Here is a 19,197-nt window from a genome sequence, read left to right on the forward strand (position 1 = left end):
TAGGGTTAAGGACTCTGATTACAATGGCGCAAACAGATTTTTTTGAACTGACCAGTTTAGTTTACTTTTCTCGTGGAACCGTTGCAAGAGCAGCATAGTTTTGCCGTCAACACTTGGCCTTTGGTGTGGCAAAGGCTATGAGAGAGAAAATCGAATAGGGGTAGGGTCTGTGAGCGATACCGACAGCTTTATTGATGAAGTCACCGAAGAGGTGCGCCGCGATGCTTTGTTCGCGCAGTTCCGCCGCTATGGGTGGATTGCAGTGGTGGCGGTTGTCGCCATTGTGGGCGGGGCGACTTGGAATGAATACAACAAGTCCCAAACCGCAAGTGCCGCGCAAGCCACTGGGGATGCATTGCTTTTTGCGCTTGGAACGCCTGAGGCATCTGAGCAGGCTGCGGCGTTGCAAAATGCGGATCTTCAGTCCTCTGACGCGGAAATCGTGCGTCAACTTCTGTTGAGTGCGGCGCAACTGGATGCGGGCGACGCTGAGGCTGCGGCGGCTACGCTGAACGCGGCGGCCACCACGGATGTCGATGCCGTCTATAAAGACCTGGCTGCCTTTAAAGCGGTACTGGCGCAAAGCGACACATTGTCCGCTCAGGATCGCCGGATTGCCTTTGAAGCGCTGTCGGCACCCGGTCGTCCAATGGCACTCTTTGCCTCAGAACAGATCGCTTTGCTGGAAATTGAGGCAGGAAATACAGAGGCCGCCATCACACGTTTGCAGACAATTTCGCTGGATGCGGGCGCATCTGCGGGCTTGCGTCAACGCGCAAGTCAGTTGATTGTGGCTCTTGGGGGCGAACCAGAAGATTTGCCGGCTGGGACAGAAGGTCAGTAAGATCACGCAAACCACTCGGCGGGAGGGACATCGTATGAAATTCGGGACACTGCTTTTGGCAGCGGCCAGCACGTTGGTTCTGACGGCCTGTGCGCAACGCGAAGTTCTGCTGACGGGCGAACGTGAGAGCATCCGGGGTGACGAGATTGCTCTGGACCTACCTTCTGAAAGTAAAGCGATCCGTCTGCCGGGCGTGACCCGCAACACCAGCTGGACCCATCGTCACGGCACGCCGCGCTATCGCACGAGCCATCCTGCTTTGGGTGCGAGCCCGACATTGGCATGGTCTGCGGACATCGGCGCGGGTGAGGGGCGTCGTGCGCGTATCTCTACCGATCCTGTCATGGCCGATGGGCGTATCTTTACGGTTGATGCAGAATCCAACCTCGTGGCGACTTCGACTGCAGGTGCGCGCATCTGGTCTCGTAGTCTCACACCTGTTGGCGACGATGCGCGGGATGCCTCGGGCGGTGGATTAGCGATTTCCGATGGCGTTCTCTATGTGACCACCGGCTTTGGCCGTCTTTTGGCGGTGAATCCCTCTGACGGCGCTGTGCAATGGGAACAGCGTCTTGGCGCAACTGGCAACGGCGCGCCCGTTGTCTATGGCAACCTGATCTACTTCGTGGCCGGTGACGACGTCGCCTGGGCCGTCAACAAATCCAACGGACGGATCGAGTGGAAACTGACCTCGACTCCCTCTGTGAACAACCTGCAAGTGCCCTCAGCCCCTGCGCTGTCTGATCGCTTTGCGGTCTTTGCCTTTGGCTCTGGCGAAGTGCAAACCGCCTTCCGTCGTGGCGGCGTGCGTTTCTGGGACGCGGGCATCCAAGGCCAACGCATCGGCCGCGCCTTGTCGACGGTCGGAGACATCACTGGCGATCCCGTGATCGTCGGCTCTACGGTCTATGTGGCAAACCACTCTGGCCGCATCGCAGCGCTGGATCTTGAAAGCGGCGAGCGCAAATGGACCACGGCCGAAGGCGCGATTGGTCCGGTTTGGCCTGTGGGTGGTTCTTTGTTTTTCGTCAATGAACAGAACCAGTTGGTGCGTTTGAATGCCTCTGACGGATCGCATGTCTGGATCAAAGGTCTGCCTGACTTCGTCAAAGCACGCCCGCGTCGCCAGGTGGCGCGTTATGCGCATTATGGTCCGGTTCTGGCGGGTGGTCGCCTCTATGTGGCCTCCTCTGATGACACGCTCCGCGCCTTTGATCCGGCCTCGGGCGAGATGGTCTATTCCACCGCAATCCCCGGCGGCGCTGCCTCTGGCCCGATCGTTGCGGACACCACGCTTTATGTTGTCAGCAAAAAGGGCCAATTGTTGGCTTTCCGTTAAGGGAAATATGCTGTAAGGCCGCGTCTTCAGACCTCTGGAGAGTATCATGAGTTTCACACTCGCCATCGTGGGGCGCCCGAATGTGGGCAAATCCACGCTGTTCAATCGCCTTGTGGGCAAGAAACTGGCTTTGGTTGACGACCAGCCGGGCGTCACGCGTGATTTGCGCGAAGGCGAGGCGCGTCTGGGCGATCTGCGGTTCACTGTGATTGATACGGCCGGTCTTGAGGATGCGACGGATGACAGTCTGCAGGGCCGGATGCGTCGCTTGACGGAACGCGCGGTGGATATGGCGGATGTCTGTCTGTTCATGATCGACGCGCGGGCAGGGGTCACGCCGACCGACATGATTTTCGCCGAGATCCTGCGCAAGAAATCCGCCCATGTGATCCTGGCTGCGAACAAGGGCGAAGGCGCGGCCGCCGATGCGGGTGTGATTGAGGCCTATTCATTGGGTCTGGGCGAGCCGATCCGCCTGTCTGCCGAACACGGCGAAGGCATGAATGACCTCTTTGTGCAGCTTTTGCCGGTTGAAGAGAAATTCAAGAAACTGGCCGAGGAAACTGCGCCGGAAACGGATGTGGAATTGGATGAGGACGCCGACGAGGGCGCCGTTCCCAAGCCAACGAATGAAAAACCCCTGCAAATTGCTGTTGTGGGACGTCCGAACGCGGGCAAGTCCACACTGATCAACAAGATCATCGGCGAAGACCGTCTTTTGACAGGCCCCGAGGCTGGCATCACTCGAGATGCGATCTCCTTGCGGACTACGTGGAACGACACGCCGATGCGGATCTTTGACACCGCTGGCATGCGCAAAAAGGCCAAGGTGCAGGATAAGGTCGAGAAACTCTCGGTCTCTGACGGTCTGCGTGCGGTGAAATTCGCTGAGGTCGTGGTGGTCTTGCTCGATGCCGCAATTCCCTTTGAACAACAAGACCTTAGGATCGCAGACCTCGCCGAACGCGAAGGCCGCGCCGTAGTGGTGGCCGTCAACAAATGGGACGTTGAGGACGCCAAGCAGGAAAAACTGCGCGACCTTAAAGAAGCCTTCGGACGTCTGTTGCCACAGCTGCGGGGCGCACCTCTGATTACGGTGTCTGCGAAAACTGGCCGAGGTCTTGAACGCCTGCATGACGCCATCCTGCGCGCCTATGACGTGTGGAACCGTCGTGTCACCACGGCTCAACTGAACCGCTGGCTGACGGGCATGCTGGAACAGCACCCGCCGCCCGCACCACAAGGCAAGCGGATCAAGCTGCGCTATATGACACAGGCCAAATCCCGGCCTCCTGGGTTTGTGGTGATGTGCAGCCATCCCGATAAGATGCCCGACAGCTATTCTCGTTATCTTGTCAACGGGTTACGCGAAGACTTTGACATGCCTGGCACGCCGATCCGGCTGCATATGCGTGGGCAGGGGGATAAAAACCCCTATAAAGGCACGCGCAAGAAGAACGCGGGTGCGCTGAAAAAGCACATCACGCCTCGGGCAAAGCGCGAGAAATAGTTAGCCCCTTGATTTTTAGGGAAAAGACTCGGTATTTGAGGGCAGCTCTATTTGGAGCTGCCTTATTTTTTTGATTTTAAAATCTACGTTTGCTGAGGGTATTTTATGCCGAAGAATATCGCTGTGTTTTGCGACGGAACTTGGAATTCGCCATGGGCACCGAATTCGACCCATGTTCAAAAGCTCTATGAAGCCGCCCACGAGGTCGAACAAGTAAACTCTAAACTTGTCTGCGGGTATTTCCCCGGCGTCGGCGCAGGCGCGCATTTTACCAGCCATTTGGGCAAGGCTTTTGACAAAGTTGGAGGCGGGGCCTTTGGCATGGGTTTGACCAAAAACATCCTGAAGGCTTACGAGTTCTTGGCGCGCACCTATGAGCCCGGCGACCAAATCTTTCTGTTTGGTTTTTCGCGCGGCGCTTTCACAGTGCGATCTCTGGCTGGGATGATCCGGAAATCCGGTCTGCCGGCCGAGGTAACGAAAAGCTCTGTGAAACAGGCGCTAGAGCTCTACCGGATGCGAGGTGAAGAAAATCATCCAGACGCGCCACATATTCAGACCGCGCGCAAGGCACTGTCTCCGAAATTTGCGACGTCCCGGGAGGATCTGGCCTTCCGAGATGGGCAGGGTGATATCATCCAGATTGCCTATCTTGGGGTGTGGGATACTGTTGGCGCGATGGGTGTGCCGAACCTTTTGGGCAAAGTCTCAGAGTTTTTGAACCGCCGACATGCGTTTCACGACATGGTGCTCAGCAGTTCGGTGCAATCCGCGCGTCATGCGATGGCATTGGACGAGCGACGCTATTTCTTTCAGCCGGCGCTTTGGAACAATCTCGCGCGACTTAACTCGGACTTTTCTGAAGACGAGCCAAAACGCTCGTATCAACAGGTTTGGTTCGCGGGAGACCATGGAATGGTTGGGGGCAGTGGAGCCAATGAGGCGCTCGCCTCGCATACATTGGATTGGGTTGTGGAAGGTGCTGTTGAAAAAGGCCTTCAGGTTGACCCATCACTGCTGATGCAGGGCGTCGTGCGCGACCCTTTGAATCGCAAGCCTCTGAAAATAAAAACGAAAGCGATCTACAAGCTAAACAGGAGAAAGCTCTATGCCTGGCGAAAGGGGCCTGAAGCCAAAGCCGTTCACACCCTATCTGCCTCTGCGGACACGTTGTTTGGCAAGGACAGCGGCTACAGACCGAAAAGTCTGAGCCGCCTTTATCCCAACGAGTTTTTTACTTAAGACAAAAGGCCGTCGGACGTCAGCGTCAGCTTGCCACCCAAATAAGGCGCGAGTGCCGCGGGCAACGTCACAGAGCCGTCTTCCTGTTGTCCATTCTCAAGCACAGCAATTAGACAACGACCCACGGCCAGACCTGAGCCATTTAGCGTATGGACATACTCAGGCTTGCCGCCACCGGCGGGCTTGAACCGTGCGTTCATGCGGCGGGCTTGGAAATCGCCTGTCGTGGAAACCGAAGAGATCTCGCGATAGGTTTTCTGACCTGGAATCCAGGCTTCGATGTCGTAAGTGCGACGTGCGCCAAAGCCCATGTCTCCGGTGCAGAGGACCACGGTGCGGTAAGGAATGCCCAGTTTCTCAAGGATCCCTTCGGCACAGCGCAGCATGCGTTTTTGTTCGGCGTCCGACTCGTCTGGATGCACGATCGAAACCATCTCGACCTTTTCAAACTGATGCTGACGCAGCATGCCCGCCGTGTCACGGCCCGCAGAGCCCGCCTCGGAGCGGAAACACAAGGTATGCGCGGTCATGCGGATCGGCAGAGCGCTTTCTTCAAGAACGTCGCCAGCCACTGTATAGGTCAGAGGCACCTCAGAGGTCGGCACCAGCCACCAACCGTTGGTGGTCTGATAGCTGTCTTCGCCAAATTTCGGCAGCTTATCCGTGCCATACATCGCCTCATCGCGCACCAGAACCGGAGAGTTCATCTCGGTCAGGCCATTTTCGTCCACATGGGTGTCGATCATGAACTGCGCCAAAGCGCGGTGGATGCGGGCAACCGCGCCCTTTAGCATCACAAAGCGCGCGCCGGAAATCTTGGCGGCGACGTCGAAGTCCATCGAGGCGGCGACGCCTGCGATCTCATAGTGTTCTTTGGCCGCAAAGGGCAGCTCAACGGCCTCGCCCCAGCGGTTGATTTCGACGTTGTCGTCCTCATCCGCCCCGTCGGGCACGTCTTCGGCGGGTGCATTGGCGATGCGGGCGAGAGCGTCGGTCAGCTGGGCGTCAAGCTCTTTGGCTTCGGCCTGCATGGCGGCGACTTCGGCCTTCTTCTCGGCCACCAGCGCGCGGAGGCGTTCGAACTCGGCCTCGTCTCCGCTGGCCTTTGCGGCCCCGACGGATTTGGAGGCTTTGTTCTGTTCCGCCTGCGCGGTTTCGGCTGCAGTGATTTTGGCGCGTCGTGCGGCGTCCATCTCCAAAAGGGATGAGGACATCGGCGCATCCCCACGGCGGGCGAGGGCGGCATCAAAAGCGGCCGGATTTTCACGGATCGCGCGGATGTCATGCATGGAACTTATCCTTTGAAGTGATTCAGGTTGTGAGCACGCTTATGGCGCATTTTGCAGGTCTTGGTAAACCACAGCACGCGCCATTCCTGCCGCCTGTGGCAGAAGCCTTGTGCAATTGGATAAGAATGCCCAATCCCGCCTTGCATCTGCCCCCCATCACACATAGGTTCCATCCAAATTTCGCGCGGGGGGCCGCGCCAGACAAAGGATCCAAAACATGGAAGCTTTCGCCCAGTTTATGCCGCTTATTCTGATCTTTGCGATCATGTATTTCCTGCTGATCCGTCCGCAGCAGAAAAAAGTCAAAGAGCATCAGGCCATGGTGGCCGCTGTGCGTCGCGGGGACGAAGTGGTCACGCAGGGTGGTCTGATTGGCAAGGTCTCTAAAGTTAAAGACGGCGAGAACGAGCTGGAAGTCGAGATCGCGGATGGTGTCAAAGTGCGCGTTGTGCAGAACACCATCGCGGATGTGAAATCCAAGACCGAACCTGTCAAATCCTAAACGATCAAAGGATCCAGCCCTATGCTGCAAATCGCGCTCTGGAAACGCGTTCTGATCTGGGCGACTTGTGCGCTGGGTCTTTTGCTTGCGATGCCCAACGGGTTTTACACCCGGGTGGAAACGCATAACGACGCCGTCGCCTCGATTGAGGCGGGCTTTAGCGGCAACGGGATCGAAGAGCAGGCGGCCATGTGGCCGTCTTATCTGCCGTCCTCATTGGTGAACCTGGGTCTGGATTTGCGCGGTGGTGCGCATTTGCTGGCCGAGGTGAAGGTTGCGGATGTCTATGCCGCGCGTATGGAAGCGCTCTGGCCTGAGGTGCGCAACCTCTTGCGGGCAGAGCGCGCCACCGTGGGCACCATCCGTTTGCAACCAAGCGCGGATGACGAGCTGCGGGTTAAGATTTCTAAGCCTGAGGCGATTTCTGAAGCCGCCGCGATTGTTGGGACATTGGCGCAGCCGGTTGTTTCTTTGACGGGCGTAGGGTCCAACGATCTGTTGATCAGCACCGATGGCGATACGATTGTTGTCACGCTGTCCGAGGCTGAACGTGTCGCCACAGACGAGCGCACTGTGCAGCAATCCCTTGAAATCATTCGCCGCCGGATCGACGAAGTCGGCACACGTGAGCCGACCATTCAACGTCAGGGCTCGGACCGGATCCTGATCCAAGTGCCGGGCATCGGCTCTGCGAGCGAGCTGAAAGATATCATCGGCACGACGGCGCAACTGACCTTCCAGCCGGTTGTGAGCCGGACATCGGATGCGCAAGCCCCTGCGGGGTCTGGCAATGAGGTCCTGCCGTCCTTGGACGATGAAGGCACCTTCTATATCCTTGAAAGCGCGCCTGTTGTGACGGGCGAAGAACTGGTCGACGCGCAGCCAAGCTTTGACCAGAACGGTCGCCCCGCGGTGTCCTTCAGGTTTAACCCAAGCGGGGCGCGGAAGTTTGGCGACTATACCGCTGAGAATATCGGCTCGCCCTTTGCGATTGTCCTTGACGAAGAGGTGATTTCGGCACCTGTGATCCAAAGCCATATTCCCGGTGGATCAGGCATCATCACCGGTAACTTTGACGTGGTTGAGAGCACGAACCTCGCGGTTCTCTTGCGGGCAGGGGCTCTGCCAGCGGGGCTTGATTTCCTTGAGGAACGTACGATTGGCCCAGAGCTGGGGCAGGATTCAATTGAGGCGGGCCGTATCGCCTGTATCGTGGCTTTCGCCGCTGTGCTGGTCTTTATGCTGCTGAGCTACGGCACCTTCGGGATTTTCGCCAATATCGCGCTGATCATCAACGTGGGCCTGATCTTTGGCTTGCTGTCTCTGGTGGGCGCGACTCTGACCCTGCCGGGCATCGCGGGTATCGTGTTGACCATCGGTATGGCCGTGGACGCCAATGTACTGGTGTTTGAACGGATCCGCGAAGAGATCAAATCCGGCAAAGGGCCGGCAAGATCTATTGACCTTGGCTATGAAAAAGCGCTGAGCGCCATTCTGGACGCCAATATCACGACCTTCATCACCGCTGTGATCCTTTTTGCGATGGGCTCGGGTCCGGTGCGCGGTTTTGCGATCACTCTGGGCGTCGGCATCCTGACCTCGGTCTTTACCGCGATCTTTGTCACGCGCCTGATGGTGATTATCTGGTTTGAACGCCGCCGACCTAAGAAGCTGGAGGTGTAAGAGATGCGCCTGAGACTTGTTCCAAAAGAAACAAACTGGGATTTCTTTAGCAAATCCACGCTGACGCTTGGGTTTTCCGGGTTCCTGATCGTGCTGGCCTTGGTGTCCTTCTTCCTGCAAGGGCTGAACTTTGGCATCGACTTCCGGGGCGGTACGACCATTCGGACCGAAAGCACTATGTCGGTTGACGTCGGCGCCTATCGTGGCGCGATTGAGCCGCTGGGTCTGGGTGATGTCACGATCACCGAAGTCTTTGACCCGACCTTTGAAGAAAACCAGAACGTGTCGATGATCCGCATTCAGGCGCAAGAGGGCCAAGAGTCTGTCTCCGCCGAAGTGGTGCGCGATGTTGAGGCCGCTCTGAAAGAGGTCGCGCCGGATATTGTCTTTGTGCAGGTGGAATCCGTGGGCCCGAAAGTGTCTGGCGAGTTGATCCAGACGGCGGTCATCGCGGTCGTTCTCGCGATTGCGGCGGTGCTTGTCTATATCTGGTTGCGCTTTGAATGGCAGTTTGCTGTGGGCGCGGTGGCTGCGCTGGTGCACGACGTTGTGCTGACCATCGGTGTCTTCTCGGAACTGCAGATCCGGTTTGATCTGGCGATCATCGCGGCGCTGCTGACCATCGTCGGCTACTCGCTCAACGATACTGTGGTTGTGTTTGACCGCGTGCGGGAGAACCTGCGTAAGTATAAGAAGAAAGACCTCAAAGAAGTCTTGAACCTCTCGATCAACGAGACGCTCAGTCGGACCGTGATGACCTCTGTCACCACGCTCTTGGCGCTGATCTCGCTCTTCGTTCTGGGTGGCGACGTGATCCGAGGCTTTGTCTTTGCGATGATCTGGGGTGTGATTGTCGGGACCTATTCGTCCGTCTTCGTCGCCTCGGCAGTCTTGCTGAAACTGGGCGTCAAGCGCGACTGGTCCAAGCCTGATGCCAACGCAGGCAATCAATACGCCAATATTGATGCCTGATCTCATCAGCCAAGCCTTAGCCACCGATGGGCTAGGGTGGTTGGTTCTGACCATGACAGTCGCGGGCATCGTCCGCGGCTTCACTGGTTTTGGGACCGGGATGATCTTTGCGCCGATTGGGTTTCTATTCCTTGAGGTTACCGACGTTGTGCTTCTGCTGGCGATCACAGGTTTTGCGAGCACGGCGGCTTTGCTGCCAAAAGCTGTGCGGGATGGAGATATCAAAGAGGTCTCGAAGCTCGGCATCGCCGCGATCATCACTGTGCCTTTCGGGATCTGGCTGATTTCGCTATTTACGCCCGATGCGATCCGCTGGCTGGCGTGTTTCATCGCCGGAGGACTTGTGGTCGCGCTGCTCTTGGGCTGGCGCTATCGCGGGCCGATCACCACGCCGCGCCTCTTTGGGATCGGCGGCGCAGGCGGCATTTTCGGAGGCCTGACGGGGCTGACGGGCCCAGCGGTGATCCTGTTTTATCTGGCGAATGGCTCTCGCGCGGCCGTCGTGCGCGCCAATACGATCCTGTTTCTGGCTACTCTGGATGTCGCGCTGGCGGCTAATCTCTTTGCCAAAGACCTTATCCGCGCGGAAATCGTCGGGCTCGCCTTAGTGCTGAGCGTGCCGTATTTCCTGACCTCGCTGATCGGGCAGCGCCTGTTCCGCCCCGACTATGAACAGATCTACCGCCTTGCGGCCTATGGTATCATTGCCGCCTCGGTGGTGATTGGGTTACCTCTGTGGGACTGAGGATAAAAACATGCAACTGACTGAAATCGACTACCCTGACGCGCAGCCCATCGAGAGCTATGGGCCAGATTTCTTCCGCATCGGAGACGACAAGATCGCAGCCCCTGCTTTGGTGCATGCCAAGGGCGCGACGGTCTGGAGGGGCTTGGATGATCCCGCCAAGGTGATCGAACTGGCCGCCGAGATTGATTTCATCCTTCTGGGCACAGGCGCTGAGCTGCGCCACGCCCCGAAAGAGTTTCGCGAGGCGCTCGAGGCTGCGGGTATTGGGGTTGAGGTCATGAAGACCTCGTCGGCCTGCCGCACCTACAATGTGCTGGTCTCAGAGGGGCGTCGCGTGGCGGCGGCTCTTTTACCAGCGGGTGAGGGTTAAATGCTGAAAGTCACGGATCTTGCAGTCGCGCGTGGCGGGATTGCCGTTCTAGAAGGCGTGACGTTCGAAGTCGCCAAGGGCCAAGCCGTGATCCTACGCGGGGACAATGGCTCGGGCAAAACGACCTTGCTGCGCACGATTGCGGGTCTGCAGGAGCCACTGGCGGGGCAGGTGGATTGTGCCTCAGACAGCATCGCCTATGCGGCACATCTGGACGGGATCAAAGCCAATCTAACCGTGGAAGAGAACCTCAAGTTCTGGGCGGATGTCTTTCAGTCAGATCAGATGGACAAGGCGGTTGAGGCCTTTGATCTGGGCGGGCTTTTGCAACGCCCCGCAAATACGCTGTCGGCGGGTCAAAAACGCCGTCTGGGCCTCTCGCGTCTGTTGGTGACGGGCCGTGATATCTGGGTGCTAGACGAGCCGACCGTGTCGCTTGATGCCTTCACCGTCAAAGCCTTCGCCGAGATCGTAAAGGCCCATCTGGCCGCCGGAGGCTGCGCCCTGATCGCAACCCATGTGGATCTGGGGCTTGAGGGAGACACCCTCGACGTCATGCAATTCCGCGCCAAAGGTGACAGCACCCTGTCCAGCTTTGACGAGGGCTTTTTATGATCGCGCTTTTGCTGCGGGATCTGAAACTGGCCTTCCGCGCGGGGGGCGGCTTTGGCCTTGGCCTTGCGTTTTTCCTGATTGTGGTCGTGTTGGTGCCCTTTGGCGTTGGCCCACAGACTGAGCTTTTGTCGCGTATCGCGGCGGGCATCCTTTGGGTCGGCGCGCTTTTGGCCTGCCTTCTTTCGCTGGACCGTCTGTTTGCGCTGGATTGGGAGGACGGCTCGCTGGATTTGCTGGCGACCTCTCCGCTGCCGCTTGAGGCGGTCGCTGTCAGCAAAGCGCTCGCCCATTGGCTTACGACCGGACTGCCGCTTGTTGTCGCATCCCCTGTCTTTGGCCTGCTATTGGGCCTACCTGAGGCGGGGTATATCTTTGTGGTTCTGTCGCTCTTGATCGGCACGCCCGCGCTGAGTTTCATCGGCGCTTTCGGCGCGGCGCTCACAGTGGGCATCAAACGCGGTGGGCTGTTGCTGTCGCTTCTTGTGCTGCCGCTCTATGTGCCGACGCTGATCTTTGGCGCAGAGGTCGCACGGCGGGGCAGCGAAGGGCTGGCGGTGCAAACTCCGTTGCTGCTGCTCGCGGGGATCACATTTGGGTCAATGGCGCTTTTGCCCTTTGCGAGCGCCTTGGTCTTGCGGGTGAATTTGAGGTAAGCACGGGATCACCGTGCAAGGAAGGAAGAGTAAGATCATGAGGCTGAACGCTTTGTGGGAATACGCCAACCCAGTAAAGTTCATGCGTCTGACGGACCGTGTGCTGCCTGTGGTGTCTGTGCTGGCTTTGGCTGCGATGGTCGTCGGGCTGGTATGGGGTTTTTTCTTTACGCCCGATGATTTCCGGCAGGGGTCGACGGTTAAGATCATCTATCTGCATGTGCCCTCGGCCATGATGGCGATTTCGGCCTGGTTCATGATGCTGGTGACCTCGCTGATTTGGCTCATTCGTCGACATCACGTCAGCGCCTTGGCCGCGAAGGCCGCAGCGCCCGTGGGTGCGGTTATGACGATCATCGGTCTGGTCACTGGCGCGATCTGGGGGCAGCCCATGTGGGGCACCTGGTGGGCCTGGGATCCGCGTCTGACGTCCTTTCTGATCCTGTTCCTGTTCTACCTCGGCTATATCGCCCTGTGGGAAGCAGTCGAGGACGGGGATACGGCGGCTGATCTGACCTCCGCGCTCTGTCTGGTGGGCTCAGTGTTCGCGTTTCTCAGCCGCTACGCAGTGAACTTCTGGAACCAAGGTCTGCATCAGGGCGCGAGCGTGTTGCGGGCAGGGGCCTTGGTTGGAGACACAGAAGAGCGGGTCAGCAATGTCTTTGCCGTGCCCCTGTTTATCTCGATGGCTGGATTTGTGTTATTTTTCATAGCTTTGGTGCTGTTGCGTACACGGACCGAAATCCGCCTGCGCCGTGCCAAAGCGCTTATCGCGCGGGAGCGTTTGTCATGATGCCAGAACTCGGAAAATACGCAGGCGAAGTGCTGTCGTCCTATGCGGCGTCTTTGGTTTTGCTGGCTGGTTTGGTGATCGTCAGCTTACGTGCCTCGCGCAAAGCCAAGGCGGCACTGGAGGCTTTGGAAAAGGGCCGTCAGGATGGCTAGGATATCGCCTTTGATGATCGCGCCACCGGCTATTTTCTTGGGCCTTGCGACGCTGTTTTTTGTTGGCATGCAAAGGGACAATCCGGACGAGCTGCCAAGTGCTATGGTGGGGCGCCAAGCGCCCGAGGTGGCTGTCGCGCCCGTCAGCTATGCCGAGTCATTTGAGGCAAGTGATTTGCGCGGTGGCGAGCTGACCATGGTGAATTTCTGGGCCAGTTGGTGCGCGCCCTGTCGGACGGAACACCCAACTTTGATGCAACTGAAAGACTCTGGCATCAAGATTATGGGTGTGAACTACAAAGACAACGAAGGGAACGCCGCTGGCTTCATTGAGGAACTCGGCGATCCCTTTGCCAAAGGCGGTGCTGATCCCAACGGTCGTATGGCGCTGGAATGGGGCGTCTATGGCGTCCCCGAGACCTATATCATCGACGGAGATGGCACGGTGCTGATGCGTATCGCAGGCCCACTCACCCAGCGCGAAATGGCTGCACGGGTGCAGCCACTTTTGGACGCGCGCTAGGCGTTTTCAAACATCGAAAGCTTTAACTCGAGCCCCGCGCCCAGCCAGATCGCGTGATCGCGGTGGTCTGCGAGGTCGTCTCCGGTGCTGGGATGGGCAAAGATGATCAACCCGTTGCGATTAAGCGCGCACCAGGGCAGTAGTTCGTTGAACTGCTCGGGCGTTGCGCCGAGCAGGCAGGAATACATCGGATGCGGACCTACGGGGCGCTCATGGACACGCCCCATAGTGACGCCAAACCGGTCTCTGGCGTCTTCGCAAAAGGCGCGGGCCTGATCGACGGTGGCGTCTTCAAAGTAAACATGGACGTGGTAGTCGGTGATGATGTCTGTGTGTTTCATGAGGTTTAGGTGGCTACAATAGGTGCGCAACGCAAGAGACAAAATCGAACAGGCCCTGTGCGGAGCACCGCGTTCGGACAGGCGACCTCACAGTTTTTCGCGGCGATCTCGCGAAGGCTTGATTGGTGTTTCAACGCGAAGTTTTTTATCACGGTCGAGACTTAGCAAGATTTGGATGGAACAAATGGCGCGATTTACTCGGTGGATACAAGCGGCACTCCTGAGCGCGGGGCTTGGCGTTTCTGCAGGTGCAGCTGTTGCTGGCGGGCCTGTTGTGGTCGAGCTTTACACCTCGCAAGGCTGTTCGAGCTGTCCTCCGGCGGATGCGTTTCTGGCCAAAGAGCTGGCAAAACGGGACGACGTGATCGCGCTGGCGCTGCATGTGGATTATTGGGACTATATCGGCTGGAAAGATGATTTCGCAGATCCGGCCTATACCGACCGCCAACGCGGCTATGCCCGCGCAGCGGGGCAGCGGACGATCTACACACCTCAGATGATCATCGGCGGTTTGGATCACGTGATTGGCAGCCACCCGCGTGAAGTGAAACATTTCATCAGTAAACATGCAGAGGCTGCGAATGATGTGTCAGTCTCTTTGACCCGTACTGGGGATGTTTTGGAGATTTCCCTTGATCCCGGCACGGTTAAGCGCTCGCGCATGTCTGTGCAGTTGGTGCGCTATGAGCCTGAGGCCACGCGAAACATCAAACGCGGGGAAAATGCTGGGCGGGAATTGCTTTATGCCAATATCGTGACTGAATGGTTGCGCGTGGGCACCTGGAACATGCGCTCTGATCGCACATTCAAGGCCAATGTCAAAGGTGATCAGCCGATTGTGGTTCTGGTTCAGCACGAAGACCACGGCCAGATCGTAGCCGCCGCGCGCTTATACTGAGATATCCAGTTTCATGTCCTTGCGCTTGTCCAAATGCGCGCGCTCGGGCTTCCACCTTTTGTGTGACCAAAGCCATTGTTCCGGTGACTTGCGGATTTGTTCTTCCAGTCCGTCGTTGATGGCTTGGGTCATAGTCTTTACATCGCTATGCGGGATGGGATCTTCGACAAGAATTTCAAAAGAGATCCCGTCTTTCAAACGGCGACTGTATACGGGCACAACCAGTGCGTCGTATTTCAAAGCAAGTTCCGCAACCGAGGAAGCCGTCGGCGCAGGTTTACCAAAGAAATTCACAATCATTCCACTGCTGTAATATTGATCCGGTAGGATCGCGACCGTGTTGCCTTGTCGCAGAAACTTTACCATCTCTGCCATGCCGCGGCGTGTCCGGCCGAACATTGGACTGGCGATTGCGGCAAGCGCTTCAACGTAGTGAGGGTTGAAGTAAGGGTTAGACATGTCGCGATATAGTGCGCCGATTTTGTGCCCACGTTGCATGATAAGACTGCGCGCTGCGTGGCAATTCCCAAAATGCCCAGAGACCACGATGATCGGCCGATTGTTAACGCGTGCTTCGTCGAGAGCCGTAATGCCAGGGCCAATAGGCGCCAGCTTTGAGACGCGCTCGTTGAATTCCCGCGCGGAGTACTGTTCTAAAAGGCATCTTCCGATATTGTCGGGAACCGCGATGCAGAGTTTATCGACCTCACTCGCAGGCAACTCAGGCCAGACATAGGCCAAGTTCTGCTTTATGCGCTTTCTTGCGCCCGAGAGAGGGCCAAGCACGCGCGCAAAAAGCCAACCCGCTAGATGCATGCGCGGTCCGTAAGGCAGCGCTAGCATCATCAAGATCACAGAACGGCCAACGGCATTCAGAAGCCAATTGCCTGCGCGTTGAGAAAAAGGAGGTTTGTCGGCCATGGTCCCGCTCGTGTTTTCATCAGACTTAATGCCTGCACGGGCGGGACGCAAGAAAAGCGCTTAGCTGTCGTAGGTGCTGCTGCCCGACATCGCTTTCAGCAGAAGGGTTTCGGCACGGCTGCCTGCGCCGCCACGGGCGCGGATTTCGGCCAGTTGCGCCAGAGCGCCGTCGTAGTCACCCATGTTGACCTTGGCCTCACCCAGATAGGAGCGCGCAAGGATATTGTTGGGATCGACTTCAAGTGCTTTGTCATAAAAGGACAGCCCGACCTCGATGTTGCCCATCTTGCGGTGAGTAAAGCCCCAGAGGGCCAGTGTGCGGCTCGCATCCTGGGATTTTACGGCACGCAGAACATTTTGCGCATCGCCATAATCGCCCGCATAAGCATAGCGTTGCGCGGTGTCCAGAAGGTAGGCGTCGTTTTGAGTGGACTCAGAGGGTTCGACACATTCTTTGGTGTCTTTGTCCCAGACCAGCCCGTCGTCGCATTTCTCATCCGCGGTCGGCTCAGGGGTGCTTGGGGCCGTGCCTGCCGCGAGGGCCGTCAGGGGGGCAAGGGTCAGGGCCGCAGCTAAAGCAAGTTTCATGATCTTTCCTCCATGGGATCTGTTGACGTTATCATGAGGTCTACGTCTGACAGCGGGGTTTTATTCCCGAGATCACGAAAATGTTTTCAACTTTCTGCTGCGGCCTTTGTTTTTAAACGAACTTTACTGCGGCTTAGCTCTCGCCAAAGACGCGTTTAAAGATCGTGTCGACATGTTTGGTGTGATAGCCCATGTCGAATTTCTCGTTGATGCCATCAACGCCAAGCGCGTTTACCACGTCCTCATCCGCCAGAAGTTCCTCGCGGAAATCGGTGCGGAACTCCCAGACTTTCAGAGCATTGCGCTGCACCATGACATAGGCGTCCTCGCGGCTGACGCCAGCTTGGGTCAGGGCCAGAAGCACACGCTGAGACATCACGAGGCCTGGGAACTTGTTCATATTGTCGAGCATGTTCTCAGGGAAGATCAGCATCTTGTCGATCACGCCGGTCAGGCGCGCCAGCGCGAAATCAAGCGTCACACAGGCGTCTGGGCCGATCATACGTTCAACGGAGCTGTGCGAGATGTCACGCTCGTGCCAAAGCGCCACGTTCTCCATCGCGGGCACAACAGCCATACGCACCAGACGCGCAAGGCCTGTCAGGTTTTCCGTCAGAACAGGGTTCTTCTTATGCGGCATCGCAGAAGAACCCTTCTGGCCCATCGAGAAGAATTCCGCGCCTTCCAGCACTTCGGTGCGCTGCATGTGGCGGATCTCGATCGCGACGTTTTCGATGGACGACGCAATCACGCCAAGGATCGCAAAGAACATCGCGTGGCGGTCGCGTGGAATAACCTGTGTCGAGATCGGCTCGGGTTTCAGGCCGAGTTTCTCGCAGACATGCTCTTCGACCGCTGGGTCGATATTGGCGAATGTGCCGACGGCGCCAGAGATCGCGCCGGTCGCGATTTCCTCACGCGCAGCTTTCAGACGCTCGAGGTTGCGATCCATTTCCGCGTAAAACCGCGCGAAGGTCAGACCCATCGTGGTCGGCTCTGCGTGGATACCGTGGGAACGGCCCACACGGACGGTGTTCTTATGCTCCATCGCGCGCTTTTTCAGCGCTGCGAGCAGACCGTGCATGTCTTCGATCAGAATGTCCGCGGCGCGCACCAACTGCACGTTCAGGCAGGTGTCCAGAACATCAGAGGATGTCATGCCCTGATGCACAAAACGTGCTTCTTCTGAACCGACATGTTCCGCCAGATGGGTCAGAAAGGCGATGACGTCGTGTTTGGTGACCGCTTCGATCTCGTCAATGCGGGCCACGTCAAATTCGACATCCTTGGCTTTCCAAACCGCTTCCGCGTTTTCGCGCGGGATCACGCCCAAATCCGCTTGTGCATCACAGGCATGCGCCTCGATTTCATACCAAATGCGGAACTTCGTTTCCGGAGACCAGATGGCCACCATCTCGGGGCGGGAATAGCGTGGGATCATGTCACAGCCTTGTGTCTTTTGGGAAGTTGCGGGCGGTATAGACTGCGCATGACGAATGAACAAGTGAAGGACGGGAAAATGTGGCGCAAAGCCCTTGTTTTATTGGTATTGGCCATGCCAGCCGCCGCAGAAGACTGGGTTCCGCTGACGGGGCCGCAGATCCAAGAGGCTCTGACGGGCAAAAAACTGCAATATGAGAACGCCTGGCAGGATTTCCGCGCCACAGGCCGCACGCTTTACAATGCGGGGCGGGATAGCTGGGGATACTGGGTCGTGCGCGATGATCAATACTGCAGCCAATGGCCGCCACAAGCGCCTTGGGATTGCTATGACGTCTCGCAAAAAGGCGATCAGATCCGCTTTACCGGCGCGTTTAATGACGTGAGCGAGGGCACATTCGTGACCGACTAGGCTTTTTCTTGCCAAAAATATCCCGGGGTAAAGCCCATCAGGGCTGAGGGGCAGCGCCCCTTACCCGGGCGCCAACTCTGTCACAACCTGACTGGATTTCTCTAGCGTCCGGTGCACCGGGCATTTGTCAGCTATTTCCAATAGCCGCGCGCGTTCATCGCTGGTGAGCGTGCCTTCGAGGTGGATCACACGCTTGAAACTGTCGATCTTGTCGCCGGATCCGGTCGAAGCGTCCTGCGCGTGGACCTTATTGTGGCTGACATCCACCCAGACGTGGTCCAGTTTCCAGCCTTTACGACGCGCGTACATACGGATCGTCATGGACGTACAAGCGCCTAGGCCAGAGGCTAGAAACCCGTAGGGCGTCATGCCCTTATTGGTGCCGCCATAGGCCAGCGGTTCATCCGCAAGCGTGTGGTGGAAGGGACCAGAGTTCACGTCCTGCAAAAAGCCGTCTGCATCCGCTTCCGAGACGCGCACAACGCCCTCGGGTGCCCCAATTGGCGGGGCAGGCGGGGCAAGGTCCAGATAGCGCGCAGCCCAGGCCGAGATCACTTCGGCCGCATATTCCGCGTCCTCGCCACGGCTGATGAGGTGGTCGGCGTTGTCCAATGTGACAAAGCTTTTGGGGTGTTTGGCGGCGAGGAAAATCTCGGAGGCATTTTCGATCCCTACGATGTCATCTAGCGGCGCATGCATAACGAGCAGCGCTTTTTTCATATTTGCGATCAAAGGCTTGAGGTTTTGCGCCTCAACATCCTGAACAAAGCTCTCGCGGATTTTAAAGGGGCGTCCGCCAAGGCTGACCTGCGCTTCGCCTTTCTCGGTTATCTCTTCTAAGGCGCCGCCAAAATTATGCGTTACATGGGCCGGATCAAAGGGCGCACCCAGCGTGACCACAGCCTTCACGCTCGCAAGATCGCCCGCCGCCCGCAGAACCGCCGCGCCGCCAAGGGAATGGCCGATCAGAAGGCTCGGGGCCATGCCGCGCTCTTTCAGGTAGTCTGCGGCTGCATTCAGATCTTGCACATTGCTGGTGAAATGCGTGTTCGCGAATTCGCCCTCGGAATGCCCGAGCCCTGTGAAATCAAACCGCAAAACGGCCACGCCCATCGCGGCCAATCGCCCGGCAATCCGGCGCGCAGCAGGGATGTCTTTGGAACATGTAAAGCAATGAGCAAAAAGGGCAGTCGCCAGATGCGGCCCTTCGGGCAGATCCAGACGGGCGGCCAGCTTTTCGCCGCTGTGGCCGATAAATGAGACGCGTTCGCTTGGCATGGGGCAGATCCTTGGCTGTGGATGCCTTAACTTGGGGCATCCACTCCGCCGCGCCAACCCCAGCGAAACAAGGGTCACGCCAAG

22 protein-coding genes are annotated in these 19,197 nt (G+C 57.7%); 16 read left to right on the forward strand and 6 right to left on the reverse strand.

Features of this window, described 5'->3' with window-relative positions; genetic code table 11:
* Positions 1-169 precede the first annotated feature (169 nt).
* The 4 genes from WG622_RS00880 (at position 170) to WG622_RS00895 (ending at position 4,935) form a co-directional block, all read left to right on the forward strand.
* Entirely contained in the window at positions 170-844 is a 675-nt protein-coding gene (locus tag WG622_RS00880) for a tetratricopeptide repeat protein (protein ID WP_339401865.1), read from the forward strand.
* Between the two features lie 34 nt (positions 845-878).
* On the forward strand, positions 879-2,183 hold the full coding sequence (locus WG622_RS00885) for a PQQ-like beta-propeller repeat protein (protein ID WP_339401866.1): 1,305 nt from the start codon (positions 879-881) through the stop codon (positions 2,181-2,183).
* A 46-nt stretch (positions 2,184-2,229) separates the two neighbouring features.
* Complete coding sequence (gene der, locus WG622_RS00890) at positions 2,230-3,693, forward strand: ribosome biogenesis GTPase Der (protein ID WP_339401867.1); 1,464 nt, start codon at positions 2,230-2,232, stop codon at positions 3,691-3,693.
* Between the two features lie 105 nt (positions 3,694-3,798).
* Complete coding sequence (locus WG622_RS00895) at positions 3,799-4,935, forward strand: T6SS phospholipase effector Tle1-like catalytic domain-containing protein (RefSeq protein ID WP_339401868.1); 1,137 nt, start codon at positions 3,799-3,801, stop codon at positions 4,933-4,935.
* Here the strand turns inward: WG622_RS00895 and serS are convergent.
* Complete coding sequence (gene serS, locus WG622_RS00900; protein WP_339401869.1) at positions 4,932-6,224, reverse strand: serine--tRNA ligase; 1,293 nt, start codon at positions 6,222-6,224, stop codon at positions 4,932-4,934. The genes WG622_RS00895 and serS overlap by 4 nt on opposite strands.
* Before the next feature lie 217 nt (positions 6,225-6,441).
* On the opposite strand from serS, the gene yajC reads away from it, so the two are divergent.
* The 10 genes from yajC to WG622_RS00950 are packed head-to-tail and all read left to right on the forward strand — an operon-like array spanning position 6,442 to position 13,235.
* The gene (gene yajC / locus WG622_RS00905) at positions 6,442-6,726 is read left to right on the forward strand and encodes a preprotein translocase subunit YajC (RefSeq protein WP_209356032.1); all 285 of its coding nucleotides are present in this window, start codon (positions 6,442-6,444) and stop codon (positions 6,724-6,726) included.
* A gap of 21 nt (positions 6,727-6,747) precedes the next feature.
* Complete coding sequence (gene secD / locus WG622_RS00910) at positions 6,748-8,409, forward strand: protein translocase subunit SecD (protein WP_339401870.1); 1,662 nt, start codon at positions 6,748-6,750, stop codon at positions 8,407-8,409.
* A 3-nt stretch (positions 8,410-8,412) separates the two neighbouring features.
* Positions 8,413-9,381 (forward strand): protein translocase subunit SecF, encoded by a 969-nt coding sequence (gene secF, locus WG622_RS00915; protein WP_339401871.1) that lies wholly within the window; start codon positions 8,413-8,415, stop codon positions 9,379-9,381.
* Positions 9,374-10,126 carry a sulfite exporter TauE/SafE family protein gene (locus WG622_RS00920; RefSeq protein ID WP_339401872.1) on the forward strand — a complete coding sequence of 251 codons (753 nt, stop codon included), beginning with the start codon at positions 9,374-9,376 and terminating at the stop codon, positions 10,124-10,126. Before secF ends, WG622_RS00920 begins: the two co-directional genes overlap by 8 nt.
* Before the next feature lie 10 nt (positions 10,127-10,136).
* Positions 10,137-10,499 (forward strand): Mth938-like domain-containing protein, encoded by a 363-nt coding sequence (locus WG622_RS00925; RefSeq protein WP_339401873.1) that lies wholly within the window; start codon positions 10,137-10,139, stop codon positions 10,497-10,499.
* Positions 10,500-11,114 carry a heme ABC exporter ATP-binding protein CcmA gene (gene ccmA, locus WG622_RS00930; protein ID WP_339401874.1) on the forward strand — a complete coding sequence of 205 codons (615 nt, stop codon included), beginning with the start codon at positions 10,500-10,502 and terminating at the stop codon, positions 11,112-11,114.
* Positions 11,111-11,767, forward strand: a complete 657-nt coding sequence (gene ccmB, locus WG622_RS00935; RefSeq protein ID WP_209356039.1) for a heme exporter protein CcmB — start codon at positions 11,111-11,113, stop codon at positions 11,765-11,767. The genes ccmA and ccmB overlap by 4 nt, the downstream gene beginning before the upstream one ends.
* 37 nt (positions 11,768-11,804) lie before the next feature.
* Positions 11,805-12,560 (forward strand): heme ABC transporter permease, encoded by a 756-nt coding sequence (locus WG622_RS00940; RefSeq protein WP_339401875.1) that lies wholly within the window; start codon positions 11,805-11,807, stop codon positions 12,558-12,560.
* Positions 12,557-12,712 (forward strand): heme exporter protein CcmD, encoded by a 156-nt coding sequence (gene ccmD / locus WG622_RS00945; RefSeq protein ID WP_339401876.1) that lies wholly within the window; start codon positions 12,557-12,559, stop codon positions 12,710-12,712. The genes WG622_RS00940 and ccmD overlap by 4 nt, the downstream gene beginning before the upstream one ends.
* Before the next feature lie 13 nt (positions 12,713-12,725).
* A complete protein-coding gene (locus WG622_RS00950; protein ID WP_339401877.1) occupies positions 12,726-13,235 on the forward strand; it encodes a DsbE family thiol:disulfide interchange protein in 510 nt (169 codons plus the stop codon).
* Here the strand turns inward: WG622_RS00950 and WG622_RS00955 are convergent.
* Positions 13,232-13,576, reverse strand: a complete 345-nt coding sequence (locus WG622_RS00955) for a DOPA 4,5-dioxygenase family protein (RefSeq protein WP_339401878.1) — start codon at positions 13,574-13,576, stop codon at positions 13,232-13,234. The genes WG622_RS00950 and WG622_RS00955 overlap by 4 nt on opposite strands.
* A gap of 184 nt (positions 13,577-13,760) precedes the next feature.
* Here WG622_RS00955 and WG622_RS00960 point away from each other — a divergent pair, with 184 nt between their 5' ends.
* The gene (locus WG622_RS00960; RefSeq protein ID WP_339401879.1) at positions 13,761-14,474 is read left to right on the forward strand and encodes a DUF1223 domain-containing protein; all 714 of its coding nucleotides are present in this window, start codon (positions 13,761-13,763) and stop codon (positions 14,472-14,474) included.
* Here WG622_RS00960 and WG622_RS00965 read toward each other — a convergent pair.
* From WG622_RS00965 to purB, 3 genes are all read right to left on the reverse strand, one after another.
* Positions 14,466-15,395: a lysophospholipid acyltransferase family protein gene (locus WG622_RS00965; protein ID WP_339401880.1), complete on the reverse strand. Its 930-nt coding sequence runs from the start codon at positions 15,393-15,395 to the stop codon at positions 14,466-14,468. The genes WG622_RS00960 and WG622_RS00965 overlap by 9 nt on opposite strands.
* Before the next feature lie 60 nt (positions 15,396-15,455).
* The gene (locus WG622_RS00970; protein ID WP_339401881.1) at positions 15,456-15,983 is read right to left on the reverse strand and encodes a tetratricopeptide repeat protein; all 528 of its coding nucleotides are present in this window, start codon (positions 15,981-15,983) and stop codon (positions 15,456-15,458) included.
* A gap of 133 nt (positions 15,984-16,116) precedes the next feature.
* Positions 16,117-17,424, reverse strand: coding sequence for an adenylosuccinate lyase (gene purB / locus WG622_RS00975; RefSeq protein ID WP_339401882.1), 1,308 nt, complete (start codon positions 17,422-17,424; stop codon positions 16,117-16,119).
* A gap of 48 nt (positions 17,425-17,472) precedes the next feature.
* On the opposite strand from purB, the gene WG622_RS00980 reads away from it, so the two are divergent.
* Complete coding sequence (locus tag WG622_RS00980; protein WP_339401883.1) at positions 17,473-17,835, forward strand: hypothetical protein; 363 nt, start codon at positions 17,473-17,475, stop codon at positions 17,833-17,835.
* A gap of 60 nt (positions 17,836-17,895) precedes the next feature.
* Here WG622_RS00980 and WG622_RS00985 read toward each other — a convergent pair whose 3' ends face one another.
* Complete coding sequence (locus tag WG622_RS00985) at positions 17,896-19,113, reverse strand: bifunctional alpha/beta hydrolase/OsmC family protein (RefSeq protein ID WP_339401884.1); 1,218 nt, start codon at positions 19,111-19,113, stop codon at positions 17,896-17,898.
* Between the last annotated feature and the right edge of the window lie 84 nt (positions 19,114-19,197).

The organism is Cognatishimia coralii (genome assembly GCF_037478305.1).
In the GTDB taxonomy this organism is placed as follows: domain Bacteria; phylum Pseudomonadota; class Alphaproteobacteria; order Rhodobacterales; family Rhodobacteraceae; genus Cognatishimia; species Cognatishimia coralii.

Excerpts from the sequence above, each read along its gene's own strand:
- WG622_RS00885 (WP_339401866.1), top strand. The coding sequence starts at position 879 with ATGAAATTCGGGACACTGCTTTTGGCAGCGGCCAGCACGTTGGTTCTG.
- der (WP_339401867.1), top strand. The coding sequence starts at position 2,230 with ATGAGTTTCACACTCGCCATCGTGGGGCGCCCGAATGTGGGCAAATCC.
- WG622_RS00895 (WP_339401868.1), top strand. The coding sequence starts at position 3,799 with ATGCCGAAGAATATCGCTGTGTTTTGCGACGGAACTTGGAATTCGCCA.
- serS (WP_339401869.1), bottom strand. The coding sequence starts at position 6,224 with ATGCATGACATCCGCGCGATCCGTGAAAATCCGGCCGCTTTTGATGCC.
- yajC (WP_209356032.1), top strand. The coding sequence starts at position 6,442 with ATGGAAGCTTTCGCCCAGTTTATGCCGCTTATTCTGATCTTTGCGATC.
- secD (WP_339401870.1), top strand. The coding sequence starts at position 6,748 with ATGCTGCAAATCGCGCTCTGGAAACGCGTTCTGATCTGGGCGACTTGT.
- secF (WP_339401871.1), top strand. The coding sequence starts at position 8,413 with ATGCGCCTGAGACTTGTTCCAAAAGAAACAAACTGGGATTTCTTTAGC.
- WG622_RS00920 (WP_339401872.1), top strand. The coding sequence starts at position 9,374 with ATGCCTGATCTCATCAGCCAAGCCTTAGCCACCGATGGGCTAGGGTGG.
- WG622_RS00925 (WP_339401873.1), top strand. The coding sequence starts at position 10,137 with ATGCAACTGACTGAAATCGACTACCCTGACGCGCAGCCCATCGAGAGC.
- ccmA (WP_339401874.1), top strand. The coding sequence starts at position 10,500 with ATGCTGAAAGTCACGGATCTTGCAGTCGCGCGTGGCGGGATTGCCGTT.
- ccmB (WP_209356039.1), top strand. The coding sequence starts at position 11,111 with ATGATCGCGCTTTTGCTGCGGGATCTGAAACTGGCCTTCCGCGCGGGG.
- WG622_RS00940 (WP_339401875.1), top strand. The coding sequence starts at position 11,805 with ATGAGGCTGAACGCTTTGTGGGAATACGCCAACCCAGTAAAGTTCATG.
- ccmD (WP_339401876.1), top strand. The coding sequence starts at position 12,557 with ATGATGCCAGAACTCGGAAAATACGCAGGCGAAGTGCTGTCGTCCTAT.
- WG622_RS00950 (WP_339401877.1), top strand. The coding sequence starts at position 12,726 with ATGATCGCGCCACCGGCTATTTTCTTGGGCCTTGCGACGCTGTTTTTT.
- WG622_RS00955 (WP_339401878.1), bottom strand. The coding sequence starts at position 13,576 with ATGAAACACACAGACATCATCACCGACTACCACGTCCATGTTTACTTT.
- WG622_RS00960 (WP_339401879.1), top strand. The coding sequence starts at position 13,761 with ATGGCGCGATTTACTCGGTGGATACAAGCGGCACTCCTGAGCGCGGGG.
- WG622_RS00965 (WP_339401880.1), bottom strand. The coding sequence starts at position 15,395 with ATGGCCGACAAACCTCCTTTTTCTCAACGCGCAGGCAATTGGCTTCTG.
- WG622_RS00970 (WP_339401881.1), bottom strand. The coding sequence starts at position 15,983 with ATGAAACTTGCTTTAGCTGCGGCCCTGACCCTTGCCCCCCTGACGGCC.
- purB (WP_339401882.1), bottom strand. The coding sequence starts at position 17,424 with ATGATCCCACGCTATTCCCGCCCCGAGATGGTGGCCATCTGGTCTCCG.
- WG622_RS00980 (WP_339401883.1), top strand. The coding sequence starts at position 17,473 with ATGACGAATGAACAAGTGAAGGACGGGAAAATGTGGCGCAAAGCCCTT.
- WG622_RS00985 (WP_339401884.1), bottom strand. The coding sequence starts at position 19,113 with ATGCCAAGCGAACGCGTCTCATTTATCGGCCACAGCGGCGAAAAGCTG.